Origin of the sequence: Catenulispora sp. GAS73, assembly GCF_041262085.1 — a bacterium.
Lineage (GTDB): Bacteria > Actinomycetota > Actinomycetes > Streptomycetales > Catenulisporaceae > Catenulispora.
This window is the reverse complement of record NZ_JBGCCM010000002.1, coordinates 219,905-234,843: the sequence shown is the minus strand read 5'-3', so window position 1 is coordinate 234,843 and position 14,939 is coordinate 219,905. Positions and strand designations below refer to the sequence as shown.

At 67.0% G+C, this 14,939-nt stretch carries 19 protein-coding genes; 16 read left to right on the top strand and 3 right to left on the bottom strand.

Going from position 1 to position 14,939, the window contains the following annotated elements; all coding sequences use genetic code 11:
• The first annotated feature begins 40 nt into the window (after window positions 1–40).
• The 8 genes from ABH935_RS03525 (at window position 41) to ABH935_RS03490 (ending at window position 5,196) form a co-directional block, all read left to right on the top strand.
• Window positions 41–886, top strand: a complete 846-nt coding sequence (locus tag ABH935_RS03525; RefSeq protein ID WP_370376310.1) for a C40 family peptidase — start codon at window positions 41–43, stop codon at window positions 884–886.
• Window positions 887–1,644: 758 nt separating this feature from the next.
• Window positions 1,645–1,875: a hypothetical protein gene (locus ABH935_RS03520; RefSeq protein ID WP_370337486.1), complete on the top strand. Its 231-nt coding sequence runs from the start codon at window positions 1,645–1,647 to the stop codon at window positions 1,873–1,875.
• A 155-nt stretch (window positions 1,876–2,030) separates the two neighbouring features.
• Entirely contained in the window at window positions 2,031–2,408 is a 378-nt protein-coding gene (locus tag ABH935_RS03515; RefSeq protein ID WP_370376309.1) for a hypothetical protein, read from the top strand.
• Window positions 2,409–2,425: 17 nt separating this feature from the next.
• On the top strand, window positions 2,426–3,016 hold the full coding sequence (locus ABH935_RS03510) for a hypothetical protein (RefSeq protein WP_370376308.1): 591 nt from the start codon (window positions 2,426–2,428) through the stop codon (window positions 3,014–3,016).
• Window positions 3,017–3,077: 61 nt separating this feature from the next.
• Window positions 3,078–3,668, top strand: a complete 591-nt coding sequence (locus ABH935_RS03505; RefSeq protein WP_370376307.1) for a hypothetical protein — start codon at window positions 3,078–3,080, stop codon at window positions 3,666–3,668.
• Window positions 3,668–3,949, top strand: coding sequence for a hypothetical protein (locus ABH935_RS03500; RefSeq protein ID WP_370376306.1), 282 nt, complete (start codon window positions 3,668–3,670; stop codon window positions 3,947–3,949). Before ABH935_RS03505 ends, ABH935_RS03500 begins: the two co-directional genes overlap by 1 nt.
• Before the next feature lie 172 nt (window positions 3,950–4,121).
• The gene (locus ABH935_RS03495; RefSeq protein WP_370376305.1) at window positions 4,122–4,256 is read left to right on the top strand and encodes a hypothetical protein; all 135 of its coding nucleotides are present in this window, start codon (window positions 4,122–4,124) and stop codon (window positions 4,254–4,256) included.
• A 52-nt stretch (window positions 4,257–4,308) separates the two neighbouring features.
• Window positions 4,309–5,196 (top strand): hypothetical protein, encoded by an 888-nt coding sequence (locus ABH935_RS03490; RefSeq protein WP_370376304.1) that lies wholly within the window; start codon window positions 4,309–4,311, stop codon window positions 5,194–5,196.
• A 176-nt stretch (window positions 5,197–5,372) separates the two neighbouring features.
• On the opposite strand, the gene ABH935_RS03485 is transcribed toward ABH935_RS03490, so the two are convergent.
• The gene (locus ABH935_RS03485; protein ID WP_370376303.1) at window positions 5,373–5,897 is read right to left on the bottom strand and encodes a MarR family transcriptional regulator; all 525 of its coding nucleotides are present in this window, start codon (window positions 5,895–5,897) and stop codon (window positions 5,373–5,375) included.
• Between the two features lie 315 nt (window positions 5,898–6,212).
• Here ABH935_RS03485 and ABH935_RS03480 point away from each other — a divergent pair, with 315 nt between their 5' ends.
• Window positions 6,213–6,677, top strand: coding sequence for a hypothetical protein (locus tag ABH935_RS03480; RefSeq protein WP_370376302.1), 465 nt, complete (start codon window positions 6,213–6,215; stop codon window positions 6,675–6,677).
• Window positions 6,678–6,732: 55 nt separating this feature from the next.
• Window positions 6,733–7,584, top strand: a complete 852-nt coding sequence (locus tag ABH935_RS03475) for a phosphotransferase enzyme family protein (RefSeq protein ID WP_370376301.1) — start codon at window positions 6,733–6,735, stop codon at window positions 7,582–7,584.
• A 39-nt stretch (window positions 7,585–7,623) separates the two neighbouring features.
• On the opposite strand, the gene ABH935_RS03470 is transcribed toward ABH935_RS03475, so the two are convergent.
• Together ABH935_RS03470 and ABH935_RS03465 are read right to left on the bottom strand one after the other, a co-directional pair.
• Complete coding sequence (locus ABH935_RS03470) at window positions 7,624–8,172, bottom strand: hypothetical protein (protein ID WP_370376300.1); 549 nt, start codon at window positions 8,170–8,172, stop codon at window positions 7,624–7,626.
• A gap of 117 nt (window positions 8,173–8,289) precedes the next feature.
• Window positions 8,290–9,624: a hypothetical protein gene (locus tag ABH935_RS03465; RefSeq protein WP_370376299.1), complete on the bottom strand. Its 1,335-nt coding sequence runs from the start codon at window positions 9,622–9,624 to the stop codon at window positions 8,290–8,292.
• 302 nt (window positions 9,625–9,926) lie between these two features.
• Here ABH935_RS03465 and ABH935_RS03460 point away from each other — a divergent pair, with 302 nt between their 5' ends.
• From ABH935_RS03460 to ABH935_RS03435, 6 genes are read left to right on the top strand one after another with little or no spacing between them, the layout of a single operon-like run.
• Window positions 9,927–10,274 carry an ATP-binding protein gene (locus ABH935_RS03460; protein WP_370376298.1) on the top strand — a complete coding sequence of 116 codons (348 nt, stop codon included), beginning with the start codon at window positions 9,927–9,929 and terminating at the stop codon, window positions 10,272–10,274.
• Window positions 10,271–11,548, top strand: a complete 1,278-nt coding sequence (locus ABH935_RS03455; protein ID WP_370376297.1) for a UDP-N-acetylglucosamine 1-carboxyvinyltransferase — start codon at window positions 10,271–10,273, stop codon at window positions 11,546–11,548. Before ABH935_RS03460 ends, ABH935_RS03455 begins: the two co-directional genes overlap by 4 nt.
• Window positions 11,545–12,765, top strand: a complete 1,221-nt coding sequence (locus tag ABH935_RS03450; protein ID WP_370376296.1) for a metallophosphoesterase — start codon at window positions 11,545–11,547, stop codon at window positions 12,763–12,765. The genes ABH935_RS03455 and ABH935_RS03450 overlap by 4 nt, the downstream gene beginning before the upstream one ends.
• Complete coding sequence (gene dcd, locus ABH935_RS03445) at window positions 12,762–13,304, top strand: dCTP deaminase (RefSeq protein ID WP_370376295.1); 543 nt, start codon at window positions 12,762–12,764, stop codon at window positions 13,302–13,304. The genes ABH935_RS03450 and dcd overlap by 4 nt, the downstream gene beginning before the upstream one ends.
• On the top strand, window positions 13,301–13,825 hold the full coding sequence (locus tag ABH935_RS03440; RefSeq protein ID WP_370376294.1) for a deoxycytidine triphosphate deaminase: 525 nt from the start codon (window positions 13,301–13,303) through the stop codon (window positions 13,823–13,825). Before dcd ends, ABH935_RS03440 begins: the two co-directional genes overlap by 4 nt.
• Complete coding sequence (locus tag ABH935_RS03435) at window positions 13,822–14,934, top strand: glycosyltransferase family 4 protein (RefSeq protein WP_370376293.1); 1,113 nt, start codon at window positions 13,822–13,824, stop codon at window positions 14,932–14,934. The genes ABH935_RS03440 and ABH935_RS03435 overlap by 4 nt, the downstream gene beginning before the upstream one ends.
• Window positions 14,935–14,939 lie beyond the last annotated feature (5 nt).

Here is a 14,939-nt window from a genome sequence, read left to right as displayed (position 1 = left end):
GACTCTGCTGTCCGCTGCGGCGGCCGCCGTCGTCGAGTCGATGACCTCCTCGCTGGATGTGTTCAGCGTGTCTTCCAGTCCTGGAAGCAGTCGTATCTCTGACGCGGACGGTGAGATCCCGCTGCGTATGTATGAGCTCTACCACGACGCTGCGGCGACCTGTCCCGGCTTGTCGTGGGCCGTGCTGGCGGGCTTCGGGAAAGTAGCGTCAGACCACGGTCGTCACCTGAGCGACCGGGGACTCATGGGGATCACCACAAGCCAGTTCCAACAGCATGCCGACCCGATCCCCGCCGGCGGTGCATCGCCCGCCTCACCACTCGATCCGGTCGACCAGGTCTACGCGGCAGCCAGAACAATATGCGCTTCCGGACCGGCTACCGACCTCACCGCAGTGGTGCGCCGAGCAACGGCCGATCCAGCATCCGCGGTCCGGATCATCGAACTCGCCGACGTCTACCGCCGCGCCCCCAGCAGCACCTCGTTCATCGCCGTCGCCGCCCGCTCCGCCCCGACCGCAGCGGCACGCCTCGCGCTCGAATACGCGGGAGCCCAGATGGGCCTGCCCTACGTCTGGGGCGGCGACGGCCTTGACCGGGGAGGAGTCGGCTTCGACTGCTCGGGACTCACCCAGAGCGCGTATCAGGCCGCCGGTATCGCCATTCCCCGGACGGCCACAGATCAGTTCAAGACGGGACGGCCCGTCGCCACGGCTGATCTGCGCGGCGGCGATTTGGTCTTCTACGGCGACCCGAACGGCTTCCTGCATCACGTGGCGATATACGTGGGGGCTGGGCTCGTTATTGACGCGCCCCATCCCGGAGCTGTCGTTCGCCTGGATCCGGTCGCGGCCGACGACTATGCAGGTGCCCGGCGTGAGCAGTGACTCTCCACCCGACTGCTTGAATTGCCGGGGTGATCACGCCAGCCATTTGAAAATCTCGGCGCATTGGGGGCCGATGTGCGAGATATGATTGTGGAGCTAACCTTGAAAGCATTGTCGTTCGCTTGTCCGCGCGCACATAGAGTCGCGCGATTGGCGAATATCGAGCCGCCCTAGGCAATGCGCCTAACTGTCCGATTGGTCGTAGAACCATGCTACGCAACTGAAGAACTCAACGTGGACCCGGACGGCCTGCTCTGCTACCCGGTCCGAAGGTGTGCCGTTGGGTGTCCGCTTAGACCGGACCACCTAGCGGCAACATAAAACAGCTGGTAGGGGGCATGTTTTCACGCCCTTGCGGAACTCGGGCCGATCGTGGCTTCCCGATGAAGTGTCGTCAGCCGGCTCGCCCCAGCCTTGGCCTGCTTGCCATCCGGCTCACTCCAGCTCTACTTTTCATAAACAATCTGCGATTGTTTATGAAAAGTATTCACCTCGCTTGCCGGCGATGCGTTTTTGCATTCTCGCATTCCGGCTTCTATCGAGTCAAAAACTCGTGCTCCAAATGGGTGAAGAAAAGCACTGTTTGGGCTTGATTGGGCGGTTTCAATGGTGAATGATGGGTATATCAAGAAGTGAGGGGAACGGGAGAACGTCGAATCCCAGAAAGGGCTCGGCAAGCGCGCTCCAACGCGCTCACCGAGCGACGGGCTCCCTGACCGCTCCGCAAGACACCGTCAAACGCCCAGCAAGGAGCAGCCATGAACCCTGACCACATTCTCTCTCAGCTGCGCGAGCTTTCCGCGCACGCCATGCTGAAGAAGACCGAACCGCCTCGCGGCGGCTGCCAGTCCCCTGACTGCGGGCACAAGTACCGCGCCGAGACGATGGCCGCGCGGTTCCTAGAGCTGGACGAATCGCTGTCCCACGGCGGCATCTACCCGACCGACTGGGCCACTCCGCTGATCCCGGCACAGCGCACCAAGCGCTGATCCCCCCGCGCGGCCTGACGCCGCGCCCTTTAGACCGGCCGCCGGGCCGACCCCTTCCCCCTAGAGCCCGGCGGCCGTCCCTCCCCACCACTTCAACGTGCGGCGGCGCAGCCATGCCCGAAAACGGCTGGCGCGTCCCGGAACGGAGCTTCGTCATGCCTGTTTTCACTCCTGAGCAGCAGCCGGACATCTGGCCTCTGCTGCGCGCGGCCGGTTTCCAGCAACGCCAGGTGCCTGCGCGAGCCGGTGCGCGTACGCAAGCACCGATGCGCATGTTCTACCAGGCCCCGGATCACCTCGTGGTGCTTCTGGAGTACGTCGTTCAGCGTCCGGCGGGAGGCGTCAAGGTGGCTGAACTCGCCGTCTATCCCGAGTTGTCCGATCTGCGGGTGGCGACGGCTCCTCCCGTGGAGCGTGCTCACGCCCGGTTCTTCGCGGTCCCGTTCGAGCCGCGTACGCCGGTCTCCGTGATCGGCGCTGCCACCATCGCGGCGCTGACGGTGAGCGTCCCGCGCCGGACCAAGCGGTACTGAGGAAAGGAACGAACACCATGACCTCAGCACGTATCGCAAAGACGGCCGTGGCACAGTCCGTCCTCCTGATCGAAGAGTTCATCACACGCGGCTGGACCGCGAATCAGCATCCAGTACGCGACGACGCCGACCTGTCGCAGGCAGCGCTCCTGACGCCTCCGAGCGGGGCCGTGCCGGTGAAGCTCGCGATCGTCACCGAGCCGAACGGCGGGGCCAAGCTCGCGGAGTTCATCTACGAGCCGACGCGCGGCACGGGCAAGGGGAGTAGCAGCGCGCGCTGCTACTGGCGCATGAGCATCTTCGACGCCCCAGCTTCGGCGATCCTCGCTGCAGCGCGTGTCGCGATCACCGATGAGCATGGCCGGACCTTCAACACCGCCACTTACGAGGGGTGGGAGGCCTGCTCCACCCACACCGCCAGTGGTCATCTGGCGTCAACCACTTTCGTCCATCCGACCGGACAGGTGGCGGCTTCCTACCACTATCCGGACGTGCCGGGGGAGTGCGGCGCCTGGCTGATCTACGGCCCAGTCTGCTACGCGGACGCCACCGGCCATACGCCCGGACCCGTCATCCGCGCGTTCGCGGAGAACCTTCTCACCAGCTGACCTCCTGCCGCCGGGCGCAGGAGCGCCCGGCGGCTCCTGAACGCAAGGGAGCCACCCTGTGATGGAACTCAACTCGGATGTACAGCGGTACATCAGCGAATCCCTGATGGCCGACCTTTGGCAGACACGCCAGATCGCGCACCCGAGCTACCCCGGGTCCAAGTGGGTCCTCGTGGGCCCGCAGCATCGCGGACGCCTGGTGATGATGACCGATCTATTCGAGGCGAGCGCTCGCCTGGCGGTCAGCGGCGCTCCGCTCTCCGGACACGTCGCGCCGGATTGGCACCTTGAGGCACGCTTCGCATCGGCCGAAATGATTCTGGCTATGGCGCGGGTCGCCGAAACCGCCTCGAACGCGGAGCCGGTCGCGTGGTCGCAGCATCTTCTGAACCGGCGCCTGCGTGCGGTCGGTTGGAACCGCGTCACCGGACGAATTCGTGCCCTGTTCGGCTCTACGGCGGAGTGGGAGAGCCCGGGCGGCAACTACCGGCTCAAAGTGTCGGTTCATCCCGAACGCCGCGCCCGAACCGCTGAGCTGTGGGGCCCCGAGGCCCTGGTCTCGATCGGGGCGACTACCCCGGTCGCGGTCGTGGTCAGCCTCGCCGAAGCCATCTCCGGCAAGCGGTTCGACAACGGGAAGGGTGTTGCCTGATGTGCCCGGACGCGACTGATCTCGCTCTGCTGAAGTACCTGGAAGGTGAGCCCGAAGTCGTGCGCTCTGCGGCCGGTCTGTGCGGTGCTGCCGCACGGTTCCGGGCAACGCAGGCTGCGCTCACGGCCGCCAACACGCGCCTGTTGGCTGCGCTGGCCGAGGCCGGGGTGCCGACGAAGGACCGCGCACAGATCGCGTGCGCGTTCGTGTTCCTCAACCACCGAGTCTGCGAAGTCAGCAACGCGGCTCACGCGGAGGACGGCGGGGACGATGAACTCTGACCAGAGGGCGAAGCGGCGGACAGATCTCGGTGCGGTCCACACGATGCCTACCCGGGACGAGATCCGAGATCAGCAGCCGACTGCCACGTCGGCTCCGGGCGGCCCCGGTGCCGTTCCGCGCGTTCTGCTCACCGCTGGCGAGCAAGCGGCTCACGTCGTGTCAGAAAGCTGCGTGAACTTCACGCTGCCTGGAGGCGGCGCCGTGCTCATGACGGTGCCGACGGCGCTTTCGAAGCGGGATGCGTTGTTCGCGGCCTGCATCGTCCGGGACTTCGTCACGTCGCTCGCTGAACGGATGAACGCCTAGCGGTTTCTCGGTGGGCCCGGCCGGACCGGTCGGGCCCACCGATCCCGCCCGCGTGACCGTCCAGAACGACCAATGGCCGGAGGAACCCGTGAACCTTTTCGCCCGCTCCACCCGCTCTGCGGTGGTACCGACGACGTCGCCAACCGACCCGCCGCCGATCGAAACGCCCCGCTCGGTCCTGATCGCGCTCCGGCTCGGCGGGACGGTGTCGTTGATCGCGATCGCCGTGATCAGCTTCGACGTCCTGACCGATCTCGGCCGTCAAGCAGGCCTGCACCGGCTGGCCGAACTCTTCCCGCTCGCCGTGGACGCGTACGCCGCCTCAACGCTCTACACCGCCTACCGCCTCCCCGCCGGTCATCCCGCGCGCGACCAGGCGAAACGCACCGCGCGGTACGCCCTCGCGCTCACCGTCTGCTGCAACGTCCTCGACCACGCCCTGGCGCTGGCCGGCTTCCTGATCCCCACGATCGTTCGTGATCTGATCCTGGTAGTCGTTGCCTCGCTGCCGCAGCTGGTCGCGGATCGGGAGCTTGACTTGCTGGTCGCCGTCACTGCCCATGGGCAACGCGGACAGGCGAGCGGCTGCCGTGTTCCCGGCGAGGAATCGGACGCTTCTGTGGACGATACAGCCGGTCAAGTGGACGTTCTGACCGCCCGCGAAGAGGCATGGCTCAAGATCGGGGGCCCGGTCTACGACGAACTGCGGGAGCTGCACGGCCGACGCCCGACGGAGAAGGCGTTCCGGGAAGCCCTGGCGCAAAGATTGGCCGTCCAGACCGATCAGGACGCTGGTCTGGACGGTCAAGCGGAGCCAGAGCTCATCCTCGGTGAGGGCGTGTCGCTGTCCACCGCCAAGCGGGTCCGGGCCCTCGTCGAGTCCCGCCACCCACAGGACGCACATGCGACCATCGACAGGGAAGTCTCAGAACCGCAGTGATAAGCCGCGACCCAAAGGACTCGCGACGGTGCCGTCCGCGCTGACGGCGCCGCCGCGAGTCCGCGCCTTCGGACGTCCGTGATCCCACCGGCGCGTGAGCCCGAGCCGGTGGGACGTAGCAGCCGGCGACCGAGATTGGCGGGATCTCCTGTCCGCCTGGGGTCTGCATCTTTGCCTCAGAGCTCGAACAACGGCACGGTCGCGTCGTCCAACGCCAGTTTCCAACCGTCGGCCAACCGGCCCCCGCTGGGACCTCTCCTCTCTACGGGACAGACAACGCCCTGCTTCTCCAGGTTGGCGAGCATCTCGACAACGCTCGTACGGGACAGGGCGGTAGCCCACTCGATGTCGCCGATCGTCAGCTCCGGCCGGAGCGCGAGAGCGGTCAGAACCTTGTCGCGCGCACAAGGCGCGACGAGGGCTCGCACCAGGGGCAACGCTCCCGAGCTGGCGACCAGATCGAGCACCGTCGCTGAGGCAGACCAGAGCGCGCGAACCGACTTTCCATCGAGACCCGTTCGGTTGAAGCACATCGCAGCACCAAGCGACTCGAACCGACGCAGCGCACGCTGCGTCGTGGCCAGCGACAGACGAGCGGCTACGGCGATGCCTGCCGCTGACGCTTCGGGACGCCGGACGAGCGCGACCAGCACAGCCCGCTCACTGGCCGAGAACCGCACAGCTTCTTTTGTCTTGCGCATGCTGGGCACGAGGCACCTCTTTCGTCGTTCTGACAGGTGCTCTCATCGGCGCACGCCGAGGTGGTGTCGATCGCTACTCCAGAGACAATCTGTGGATAACTACCGGCCGCAGGGTGACAAGACTTTGATCTAGAGCTTCAGCGGTGCGATGTTGGAGGGTCGTTGCCCGCTTCGCGGCCCGCCGCGCCCTACCGTTGAAGAGTGACGAGCACGAGCCCCCGAGACGGGGATGGTGAAGGGTTCTTACAACAACTTGCGGCCATGAAAGAGATTCGTCTTGGGCCCTGTGGCCGTCGGGTCAGGCTGCGTCGCTGGGTGAACATGCTCATCACGCCGATCCACTTCCGTGGACAGGGCGGAATCGGCTGGAGGACGTTTCTCTTCGTCTCGTGCTTGCTCGGCGGCTACGGAGCGCTCGTCTGGGAGGAACGCTCGTCGAAGATCACCGCGGTTCTCGACACCGACCGGCGTGCCGGACTCGACCTCCGCAGGGTGACGGCTGGCGACGAGTCCACCTGGAAGATCACGAGCTTCTGGGCCTGGCCGACCGGCCGTGGCCGCGGGCTGGGCGTCATCGCCGCGGTCCTGGCCGCAGCGGACGTTACCGGGACCACCCTGCTGCTGAACGCCGCCAACCGCCGGCTGGCAGTCCGGTACTACGGACCGCTCGGCTTCGTCGTACGCCCGGGGCAGGAAGCGGCTAAACGGCCATGGCTAGAGCGGCTACCCGGTGCGGTGCGTGCAGAGGCGGATTCGATCACGCGTGCTGGCGTAGCCTGATCCCCAGTGCTCCTAGAGTCTGGAGGATCCGCTGTTCGCCCAGGTCGCACAGGAAGTGCTGGTCGACGCCGCGTCTTGCGCGGGGTTGCCGCAGGATGGTTGGCGCACTGTCCGGATTGGTGAACGTGCCGTTTTCAGGCACGACGCGACGGACCTGATCGCCAAGGTCGGCCGTTCCGCGCAACGGTTCGCGGCGGCCAAGCGTGAAGTGCGTGTTGCGCGGTGGCTGACGTCGTCCGGTTTGCCGGTCGAGCGTCCGTTTGACGTCGCGCAGCCGGACGCCACCTGCGCGCTCCCGGTGACGTTCTGGCACGCGGTGGCCGGCGAGTGGACGACCCCTGATCGGCTCGCCGAAATCCTCAGGGAGCTGCACAAGTTGACGCCACCCGCATACCTTGCGCTGCCGAAGCTCGACCCGTTCGCGCGGATGCGCGAACGGCTTGTCAGCTCGCCTGGCCTCAAGGCCGAGGTCAGAGACGAGCTGGAGTCAATGATCGCCCGGCAGGAGACCGAATTGCCGGTCGCTCTGGCTGGTCGGGAGGACGTCGTACTCCACGGTGATGCCAACATTGGCAACATCCTGCTGCTCACCGCAGAGGACGAGGCGATCCTGCTGGATCTGGAAGGCTTCTGTCTCGGGCCTCGCATCTGGGACTTGATGATCACGGCTGTGTACCGCGACCTCGGTTGGCACACGGAGGCCGAGTATGCCGCTTTCTGCGCCGCCTACGGCGAGACTCCTTCGGACGATCCCGCGTTTCCTACGGTCGCGGCCGTCCAGCAGTTGCGCATGGTGTGCTGGCTAGCGCAGCGGACGGGAGACTATCCGGTCATCGCTGAGGAGTTCGCGACGCGGTTGGCGGACCTCCGAGATCCGGCTAGGCCGCGTCTTTGGCGCCCTTACTAGGCACTTGCGCGTGAGCTCCAGTTCAGGGGCGTATCTGCGTCAATCGGGGCTGGCCGGCAAGCCGGTTGAGCCGTTCTGCGCCGACACGATCACAGCGTGCCTTCGCCGCTGCTCGGCCAGGCTCGGCCGGGCGACGAGGCTCCGGACGGGTTCCTCGACACCCACCAGGTGTCGGCGGACAGCGTTGATGAACGCCAATCGACTGGCCTCCATGGGTTCACGGACCGCTGCCCACTGCTCCTCGGTGGCTATTAGCCGGTCCCTGATGATCGAGCTGTAGTCCCAAAATCTCAGGTCCATCTGTTGGGCAGCATCGACAATCCGGCTATCGGCGACCATCTGGAGCACTGTCAGGGACTCGTTCCAAGGGGCCCACTCCACCTTGGGCGCGGACTGGTCCTTGAACCGGCGGCGTAGTGCGAGTTGTACTTTTGTTGACTCACGCAGCACTGCGACGCAAGCTTCTGCCTGTCGGTCACGGGCCCAGTGTCTAGCCTGTGCTCGAAAGGCGATCCTGCCACCGAGCAGGACTCCGATCATGGTCGTAAGGACCCCAACAGCAGCAGGAATCAGGATATCGAGATGCATGCGTCCCCCTCTCCAGCAAAGGACGTGCCCTGACTTAAGACTCGCTGATCGGTCACGATCCGTCGAGAGGGGGCAGTCGCCGGTTTCCGGCGCCTTGGTGCCGTTCGCCGCAGGGGGTTACCTGGTCGGCGCGGACTGTTCCAAGAAGTCCGCAACGCCAGCGACCGACGAATACGGCTCAGCCTTCGCCCTCAGCCGTTGGAGGTAGGCCACAGTGCGCCGCGAGGCCAAGGCTGTCGCGTGCGGCAGCACCTCGCTCGCGATGCTGGCTCCGTGTTCGGCCTCGCCAGCTCCGAACAGGGATTCGGCGTAGACGATGCGGGAGAAGACGCGGCTGCGCGGTGAGCCTTGCTCCGGGTGCGCCAGGCAGCTTTTGGCCGCGGCGATCGCTCGCCGGTCGTCGCCGAGATCGCGGTGGCAGTGTGCGGCCTCGTCGGTGAACTCGCAGGTGTCGAAGTACGCGATCCACGGCGGCACCTCCCGATCGGTGCGGCCGAGCTCCGTCTCCGAGCGTGACAGCGCACGCAGGCAAGCCGCACGGTCGCCGAGTCCCGCCGCTGCGCGAGCCTCCATCGCGTGGAACTGGGCACGCAAGGTGGTGCTCCCGTCAGCCGCAAGGGAACCGGTTGCGGCCCGTGCGATCACCAGGGCCGTGCGCGGGTCGCCGGTGTGGTTGGCCTGGTGGCTCATCGCCGACAGCACGCTGGCGCCGAGCGCACGATCGCCGGCCAGCTGAGCGAGCGCGAGTGCGTGGACGAAGGCGCTCCTTGCGGTATCGGAGCTGCCGGTGTCGTAGGCCATCCATCCAGTGAGCAGCGTGAACTCGGCCGCGGCGGTGAACAGCGCCCGGCCGACGGCGTCACTGAACGAGGCGCTGAGCAGCGGAGCGACGCAGTCGGCGAGGTAGCGAACGGCGGCATCCCGGGCCCGACCGCCGCCGTATTCGTTGTCCAGGTAGACGAAGACGGCCAGTGTGGTGCGCAGCGCCTCCACGTCGGCCATTCCGATGTGTCCGACTCCGTCGCAGGCGACAGTTTCGACCGGCTCGGCGGTCAGCCAGCCGAGCACCGGTCCGATGAGATCGGCGCCCTGCCGAGCCGCGGTGCCGTCCGCGTCGGCCCTCCAGAGGTCAGCCGTGACGCGCAGTGCCTCCACCGGGTCGGTCACCATCCGCAGCGCGTCCGGCGCCGGTACTCCATGGCCCTCAAACCCGAGGTCGGCCGGCGTGATGGTCCGGCCGAGCTTTTCGCTGAGCACCAGCGCGACCATTCTCGCGACAGGGCCTCGCGGCTGTTGCCCCTCCAGCCAGCGGCCGATCTGGGTGTGGGACGTGCGCACAGGCAAGTGCGCGGACTCAGCCGCGTCGCAGATACGCCGCGCGAGCCCGGCTGCCGAGCATCCGGCCTCGTTGATCGCGGCAGCGAGAAGCCGGTTCGGTTCCCTGCCCGTCATCGCATCAGAGCTCTCCGTGAGGGATTCGGTCCGTATCCAGGATGACACCGTGCCGGGCATTCGTCGGCTGATATGGACCGGATGTGCGCGTGAATGCACATATGCACAGCCCGTGTGCGCTACCTGAGTCGACCGTCCTGTCGTTCCCTTGATCCGGGGGCCACGTACAACGGGCACCGTCCGGATCGGAGCATCCAATGGGCACCAGGGCAGCACCTGAGCAGCAGCGTCTCGAGAACGCGGATTCAGTCCACGCTGCGTTCCCGCTCGACGCCGCCGCGCCGCGCGCAGCACGGACGTTCGTGACAGAGACCCTTGACGACCTGGGCCTCGATGTCCTGATAGACGACGCCGCCCTACTCGTCAGCGAGTTGGCGACGAACGCTCTGCGCTACGCCGGCGGCGACCAGATCGATGTCGCGGTTCAGCCAGAGCTGGGGAGGGTCGTGTTCAAGGTCTTCGACGCCGACACAGTCCTACCTCGCTCGCGCGAGATGCCGTCGATAGACCCCGCTGATCCGGCTTCGTTGCCGGAGAGCGGCCTGGGCCTGGCGATCATCCAGGCGGTCGCGGCTTCGTGGGGCCGTTGCCGTGTCCCCGGCGGCAAATGGACCTGGTTCACCCTGGCGACACCGGAGGCACACGCATGAGCTTGAACGTCATCGAAGTGCGCGGCGGCACCCCGCTGCGCGGGACCGTCGCCGTGGACGGTTCGAAGAACGCCTGCCTGCCGTTGTTGGCCGCCGCTGCCACGCTCGGCGGCGGCGTACGAATGACCGGCGTGCCGGATTCCGCAGACGTCGCGGCGATGATGCGGTTGCTCGACCGGGCCGGGTGGCCGGTCTGGCAGGAGCAAGGGCAGGTGAGCATCGGGGCGCCGCTCGGTACGTCGGTCGGCGAGCTGGCGGAGGCTGCACAGATCCGTGCGTCCTACTACCTGGTCCCCGCCCTGCTCGCCGCACACGGGATCGCCCGCCTGCCGTGGCCTGGCGGCTGCGCGGTCGGGGACCGCGGGATGCACCTGCACTTCGCCGTCTACGAGGCCTTCGGCGACTGCGCCGAGGTGAACGCCGACGGCTATGTGGTGCGGGCGGGACAGCACTCATCTCGAATCACGAAGGTGGCCCTGCCGTTCCGAAGCCGGGGTGCGACGATCGCCGCGCTGCTGCGCGCCGTCGTCGCCGGACGTCCGGTTCGGATCGAACAGCCGAACACGGCTCCCGAGACCCAAGCCGTTCTCGCGGCGTTGACGGTTGCCGGCTGGGAGTACACAGCCAAGGCCACTTCGTTGACTGTCGTTCCCCCTTCAGGTTCGTCTGCGGGCGGGCACTCATGGCCGGTCCCGGGCGACAAGATCGAGGCAGGAACCCTGGCGTGCGCGATTGCCGCCACAGCCGGCTCCGGGATCGTTACCGGAGCCGAGGCCGCCGACCTGACGGCGTTGGTCAACGCGCTTAGACGCCTCGGCGTCATGGTTGACGCGGAGGCGCAGGTGCTCGCCATCGACGCGAGCGCACCGCTGTCCGCTAAGAACCTGCGCGCGATCGCCACGCTCAATCCCGGCGGCCTGGACGCCGACTTCGAACCTGCGCTGCTGGTCACTGCCTCGGGGCGTCGTGGACGACACCGGTTTGCCGACGCGATCAACCCCGGCCGCCACGGCAACTTGCTGCCTCAACTGGCCCGTCTCGGGTTGCAGGCCAAGCCGATCAGCGCGACGGAGTGCGTTCTTGAAGGCCCGCAGGCGCTCTCTGCGGCGACCGTGGAGGCCACCGACATTCGTACCGGCACCGCGCTGCTGGTCGCCGGCTGCGCCGCACGGGGCACCACGGTGCTTCACCGACCTGAGCAAGTCCGTCGCGGCCACCCCGACCTACCCGGCAAGCTCCGCGCCCTCGGCGCCGAGATCCAGGAGAGCCGATGACACTGCGCGAGATCACGTCCATCACCGCGACCACCGACTTCCACTCGTCCCTCGACGCGGCGCCGGCCCTCCTGGCACACCTGGAGAAGGTCCGCGCGAAGTCGCTCACAGTAGATTGCGGTGACTTCTTCGAAGGCACCGGCTACTACCGTCGAGGTGGCGGAATCCCCGAGACCCGGATCCTGGACGGCTTCTACGACGTCCTGCTTCCCGGAAACCACGGCTGGAGCCACTACCTGAGCCCGCCGCTGCGTCCGATCACCGTGTGCGCCAATGTGATGTCTGGGATCAGCACGCTGTTCAAGCAGTACTTCGTCACGTGTGTCGGTAACCGCATGGTGGGCATCGCCGGCGTCATCGGTGTGGATGCGTTCGCGACGATCCCGCCTTCCGATCGCGCGGGACAGACGGTGGTGGATCCTGCCAAGGCGCTGAACGCGTTGTATCGCTACCACGGTCGCACGGCAGACGACTGGGTACTGCTCAGCCACTCGGGGTTCGAGCACGATCTGGCGCTTGCTGAGGCATGTCCCTGGATCGACGTCATCTTCTCCGGCCACTGCCACAGCTCGCAGTCCGGCCCGATCGTCGTGGGACGCACCACGATCGTCAAAGCCCCGGAACTGGGCCGGGGCGTAGCCGTCGCCCGCCGTCACCGATCAAAGTGGGTCGGCGAGCCGTCTCTCTTCGCTGCTGATCACGCTGCGCCGCGCACTGCGCGGTCGGTCGAGATCAGTAAGGAGGTCGAGGCGCTTACGGCCCTGCTTGTTGATCCGTGTGGGCCAATCCGGTCGCGCTGGCAGGACACAAGGCTGGACCGCGATTCTCTCGCGTCGCATGTCGCCGTTGCCGTATACGAGACGACAGGCGCGGAAGCCGCACTGATCAACCACACCTCACTACGCGATCACCGCCTCAACAATGTCCTGACGCAGGGCGACTTGATGACCGTGGAGCCCTTCGACGCCGCGCTCGTCGTGCTGCGGTTCTCGGAGCCCCAGGACCTCGCCGAGATCGTCGAGCGGATCGAGCCGATCGTCGGTCCGTTGGCTCTGTCCCCGCGCCCGCTGCCCGACCGAGTCAGCTCGCTGGCCACGACTGTCTACCTCGCCGACACGTTCCTGCCGGAGTTCGGTGAGCGGTCGCGGGGCGCTGCGCTCGCAAGCCTGGTCGCCGACGTGCTGTGTGAGCGAGCCGAGCAAGGAGGTAGTTCATGATCCTTACCGGGCCCGAGATCGCCGCCGCGCAACGTGACGGCCGCTTGCGCATCGATCCCTTCGACCTGGCCGCCGTCAACCCCAACAGCTACAACCTGCGTCTCGGCCCGACGCTTCTGCAGTACAACGTGCCGGTTCTGGATGCTGCCCGGCCGAATCCGACGCGCGAGATGACCGTCGGTGAGTCCGGAGTCGTACTCCAGCCCGGCCGGCTCTACCTCGGACACACCATCGAGACGGCCGGCTCCGACGTCTTCGTGCCGCTGCTGTTCGGCAGGTCCTCTGTGGGGCGTCTCGGGCTATTCGTAGAGATCACGGCCCCGATAGGGGATATCGGATTCCACGGCCAGTGGACGCTGATGCTGCACCCCACCGTCGCGGTCAGGGTCTACGCCGGGATGCGCATCAGCCAGATCATGTTCTTTCTGTCCAAGGGCCCGATCGACACCTACTCCGGGAAGTACCAGCACGCTGACGGGCCGCGCTCGTCGGCCAGCTGGCAGGACCTCGTCGCGCTCGGCGTCGGAGCGTCTTCGTGATACTGACCGGACCTGCGATCGCTGATGCTGTTGCGTGCGGCGACATCGTTATCGATCCCTTCGACCCCGCGTGCTTGTCTCCGAACGCCTACGACTGGCACCTCGGCAACGAGCTGAGGATCGCCGCCGGTCCGTTGGACGCCGCCCGGCCGAGCCGCTTCATCGAGCGCCGGATTCCGCCGACCGGCGTCGTGCTCCAGCCAGGGCGGCTGTATCTGGGCACTACCGCTGAACACACTGCCTCGACGCGGTACGCCCAGCTGCTCAACGGTGACCACGGCACCGGATCGCTCGGCGTGTTCGTCCATGTCTCCGCGCCGCTCGGGCATCAGGGCCACGCGATCCGCTGGACGCTGGAGATCCGGGCGGCCCAGCCAGTACGTGTCTATCCCGGCATGTGTTTCGGGAAGCTCGTCTTCCTGAATGTCTGTGGTGAGCTCGCGTCCTACCAGCAGCGCGGGGCGAAGTACGCCGCGACGGTCGGCGCCGGCACCTCGCGTCTGTTCGAGGAGTTCTCATGAGCAGCCCGAAGATCCTCACCGGAATCGACGTCCCCGCGGGCACCCCCGGCGGAAGCATCGCGCTGTTCACCGACCTCTACTTGGCACCCGACGCTCCGATCCAAGCCGACGCGTTCATGCTCGCTGGGCCTGTCGACGGCGCCTTGTCGCGGAACCTCACGCTGCTCGACGTCTCGGGCAGAGCTGAAGGTCGGGGTGCCTACTCGGCCTACGTCGACCGGCTCGTGCAAGCTGTCCGCGCCGCGCTCACTGGGACCGCGCCCGAGCTCTTGCACCTACACCATCTCGCTTTCGGTGCCTCACCGGCGCTCATCGAGGCCTTCCCGGAAGTGCCGGCCATTGCGTTCATCCACGGCACTGATCTGCTCGTAGCACAGGCCGACGCCGATCAGCGCGACGTGCTGACGCGCATGGCCGACCACGCGTCCGCGATCATCGCTCCCACTGAGGCCATGGCCAGCCGGCTGTGCCGTCTTGTACCTCACCTCGCGCCCGACAAGATCCACCATGTCGGCTGGGGGCTGCCGGGCCGGCTCCTGGACGCACCGCCGGAGCGATGGCCGGTCGGGCGCCGGCTGCCGCACCTGTTGTACGCCGGGCGCCTGACCCCGGAGAAGGGGTTCGACCAGTTCGCGGCCGTGTGCGCGTCTCTCGGCCTGCCGCTGTCCGTCGCCGCGCCGACCGAACAATGGCACCAGGCCCGATACCGGCTCGGTCACGTCACCGAGACCGTCGACTATCTCGGCTGGTTCCGCCGCGACGAGCTGTGGAGCGAGTTCACGCGCCACGACGTCCTTGCGGTGCCGTCAGTGGAACTCGAAGCGTTCTGCCTCACCGCTGTCGAGGCCCAGGCGGCGGGCCTTCCCGTCGTCTACCGGCCTGTCGACGGCCTGTCCGACGTCCTGGGCGACTCGGCGATGCCCGTCGACCTGTACGACCCCGCCGCGCTGGCCAAGGCGGCGTATTTGTTGCGCTCCGAAGCCCTCCGCGACGAGCTGCGCGAGCGCGGACGAACCAACGCCGGCCGCTTCAGGCTCTCCGCGACTGCGGCTGCGATCACGGCCCTCGGCCGCCGCGTCGTCGCGGCTCCTCCCGCTGGCGCCCGGTAGCCTCG

Coding starts and splice junctions, on each gene's coding strand:
- ABH935_RS03525 (WP_370376310.1), top strand. CDS start 41: ATGACCTCCTCGCTGGATGTGTTCAGCGTGTCTTCCAGTCCTGGAAGC.
- ABH935_RS03520 (WP_370337486.1), top strand. CDS start 1,645: ATGAACCCTGACCACATTCTCTCTCAGCTGCGCGAGCTTTCCGCGCAC.
- ABH935_RS03515 (WP_370376309.1), top strand. CDS start 2,031: ATGCCTGTTTTCACTCCTGAGCAGCAGCCGGACATCTGGCCTCTGCTG.
- ABH935_RS03510 (WP_370376308.1), top strand. CDS start 2,426: ATGACCTCAGCACGTATCGCAAAGACGGCCGTGGCACAGTCCGTCCTC.
- ABH935_RS03505 (WP_370376307.1), top strand. CDS start 3,078: ATGGAACTCAACTCGGATGTACAGCGGTACATCAGCGAATCCCTGATG.
- ABH935_RS03500 (WP_370376306.1), top strand. CDS start 3,668: ATGTGCCCGGACGCGACTGATCTCGCTCTGCTGAAGTACCTGGAAGGT.
- ABH935_RS03485 (WP_370376303.1), bottom strand. CDS start 5,897: ATGCGCAAGACAAAAGAAGCTGTGCGGTTCTCGGCCAGTGAGCGGGCT.
- ABH935_RS03470 (WP_370376300.1), bottom strand. CDS start 8,172: ATGCATCTCGATATCCTGATTCCTGCTGCTGTTGGGGTCCTTACGACC.
- ABH935_RS03465 (WP_370376299.1), bottom strand. CDS start 9,624: ATGACGGGCAGGGAACCGAACCGGCTTCTCGCTGCCGCGATCAACGAG.
- ABH935_RS03455 (WP_370376297.1), top strand. CDS start 10,271: ATGAGCTTGAACGTCATCGAAGTGCGCGGCGGCACCCCGCTGCGCGGG.
- ABH935_RS03450 (WP_370376296.1), top strand. CDS start 11,545: ATGACACTGCGCGAGATCACGTCCATCACCGCGACCACCGACTTCCAC.
- dcd (WP_370376295.1), top strand. CDS start 12,762: ATGATCCTTACCGGGCCCGAGATCGCCGCCGCGCAACGTGACGGCCGC.
- ABH935_RS03435 (WP_370376293.1), top strand. CDS start 13,822: ATGAGCAGCCCGAAGATCCTCACCGGAATCGACGTCCCCGCGGGCACC.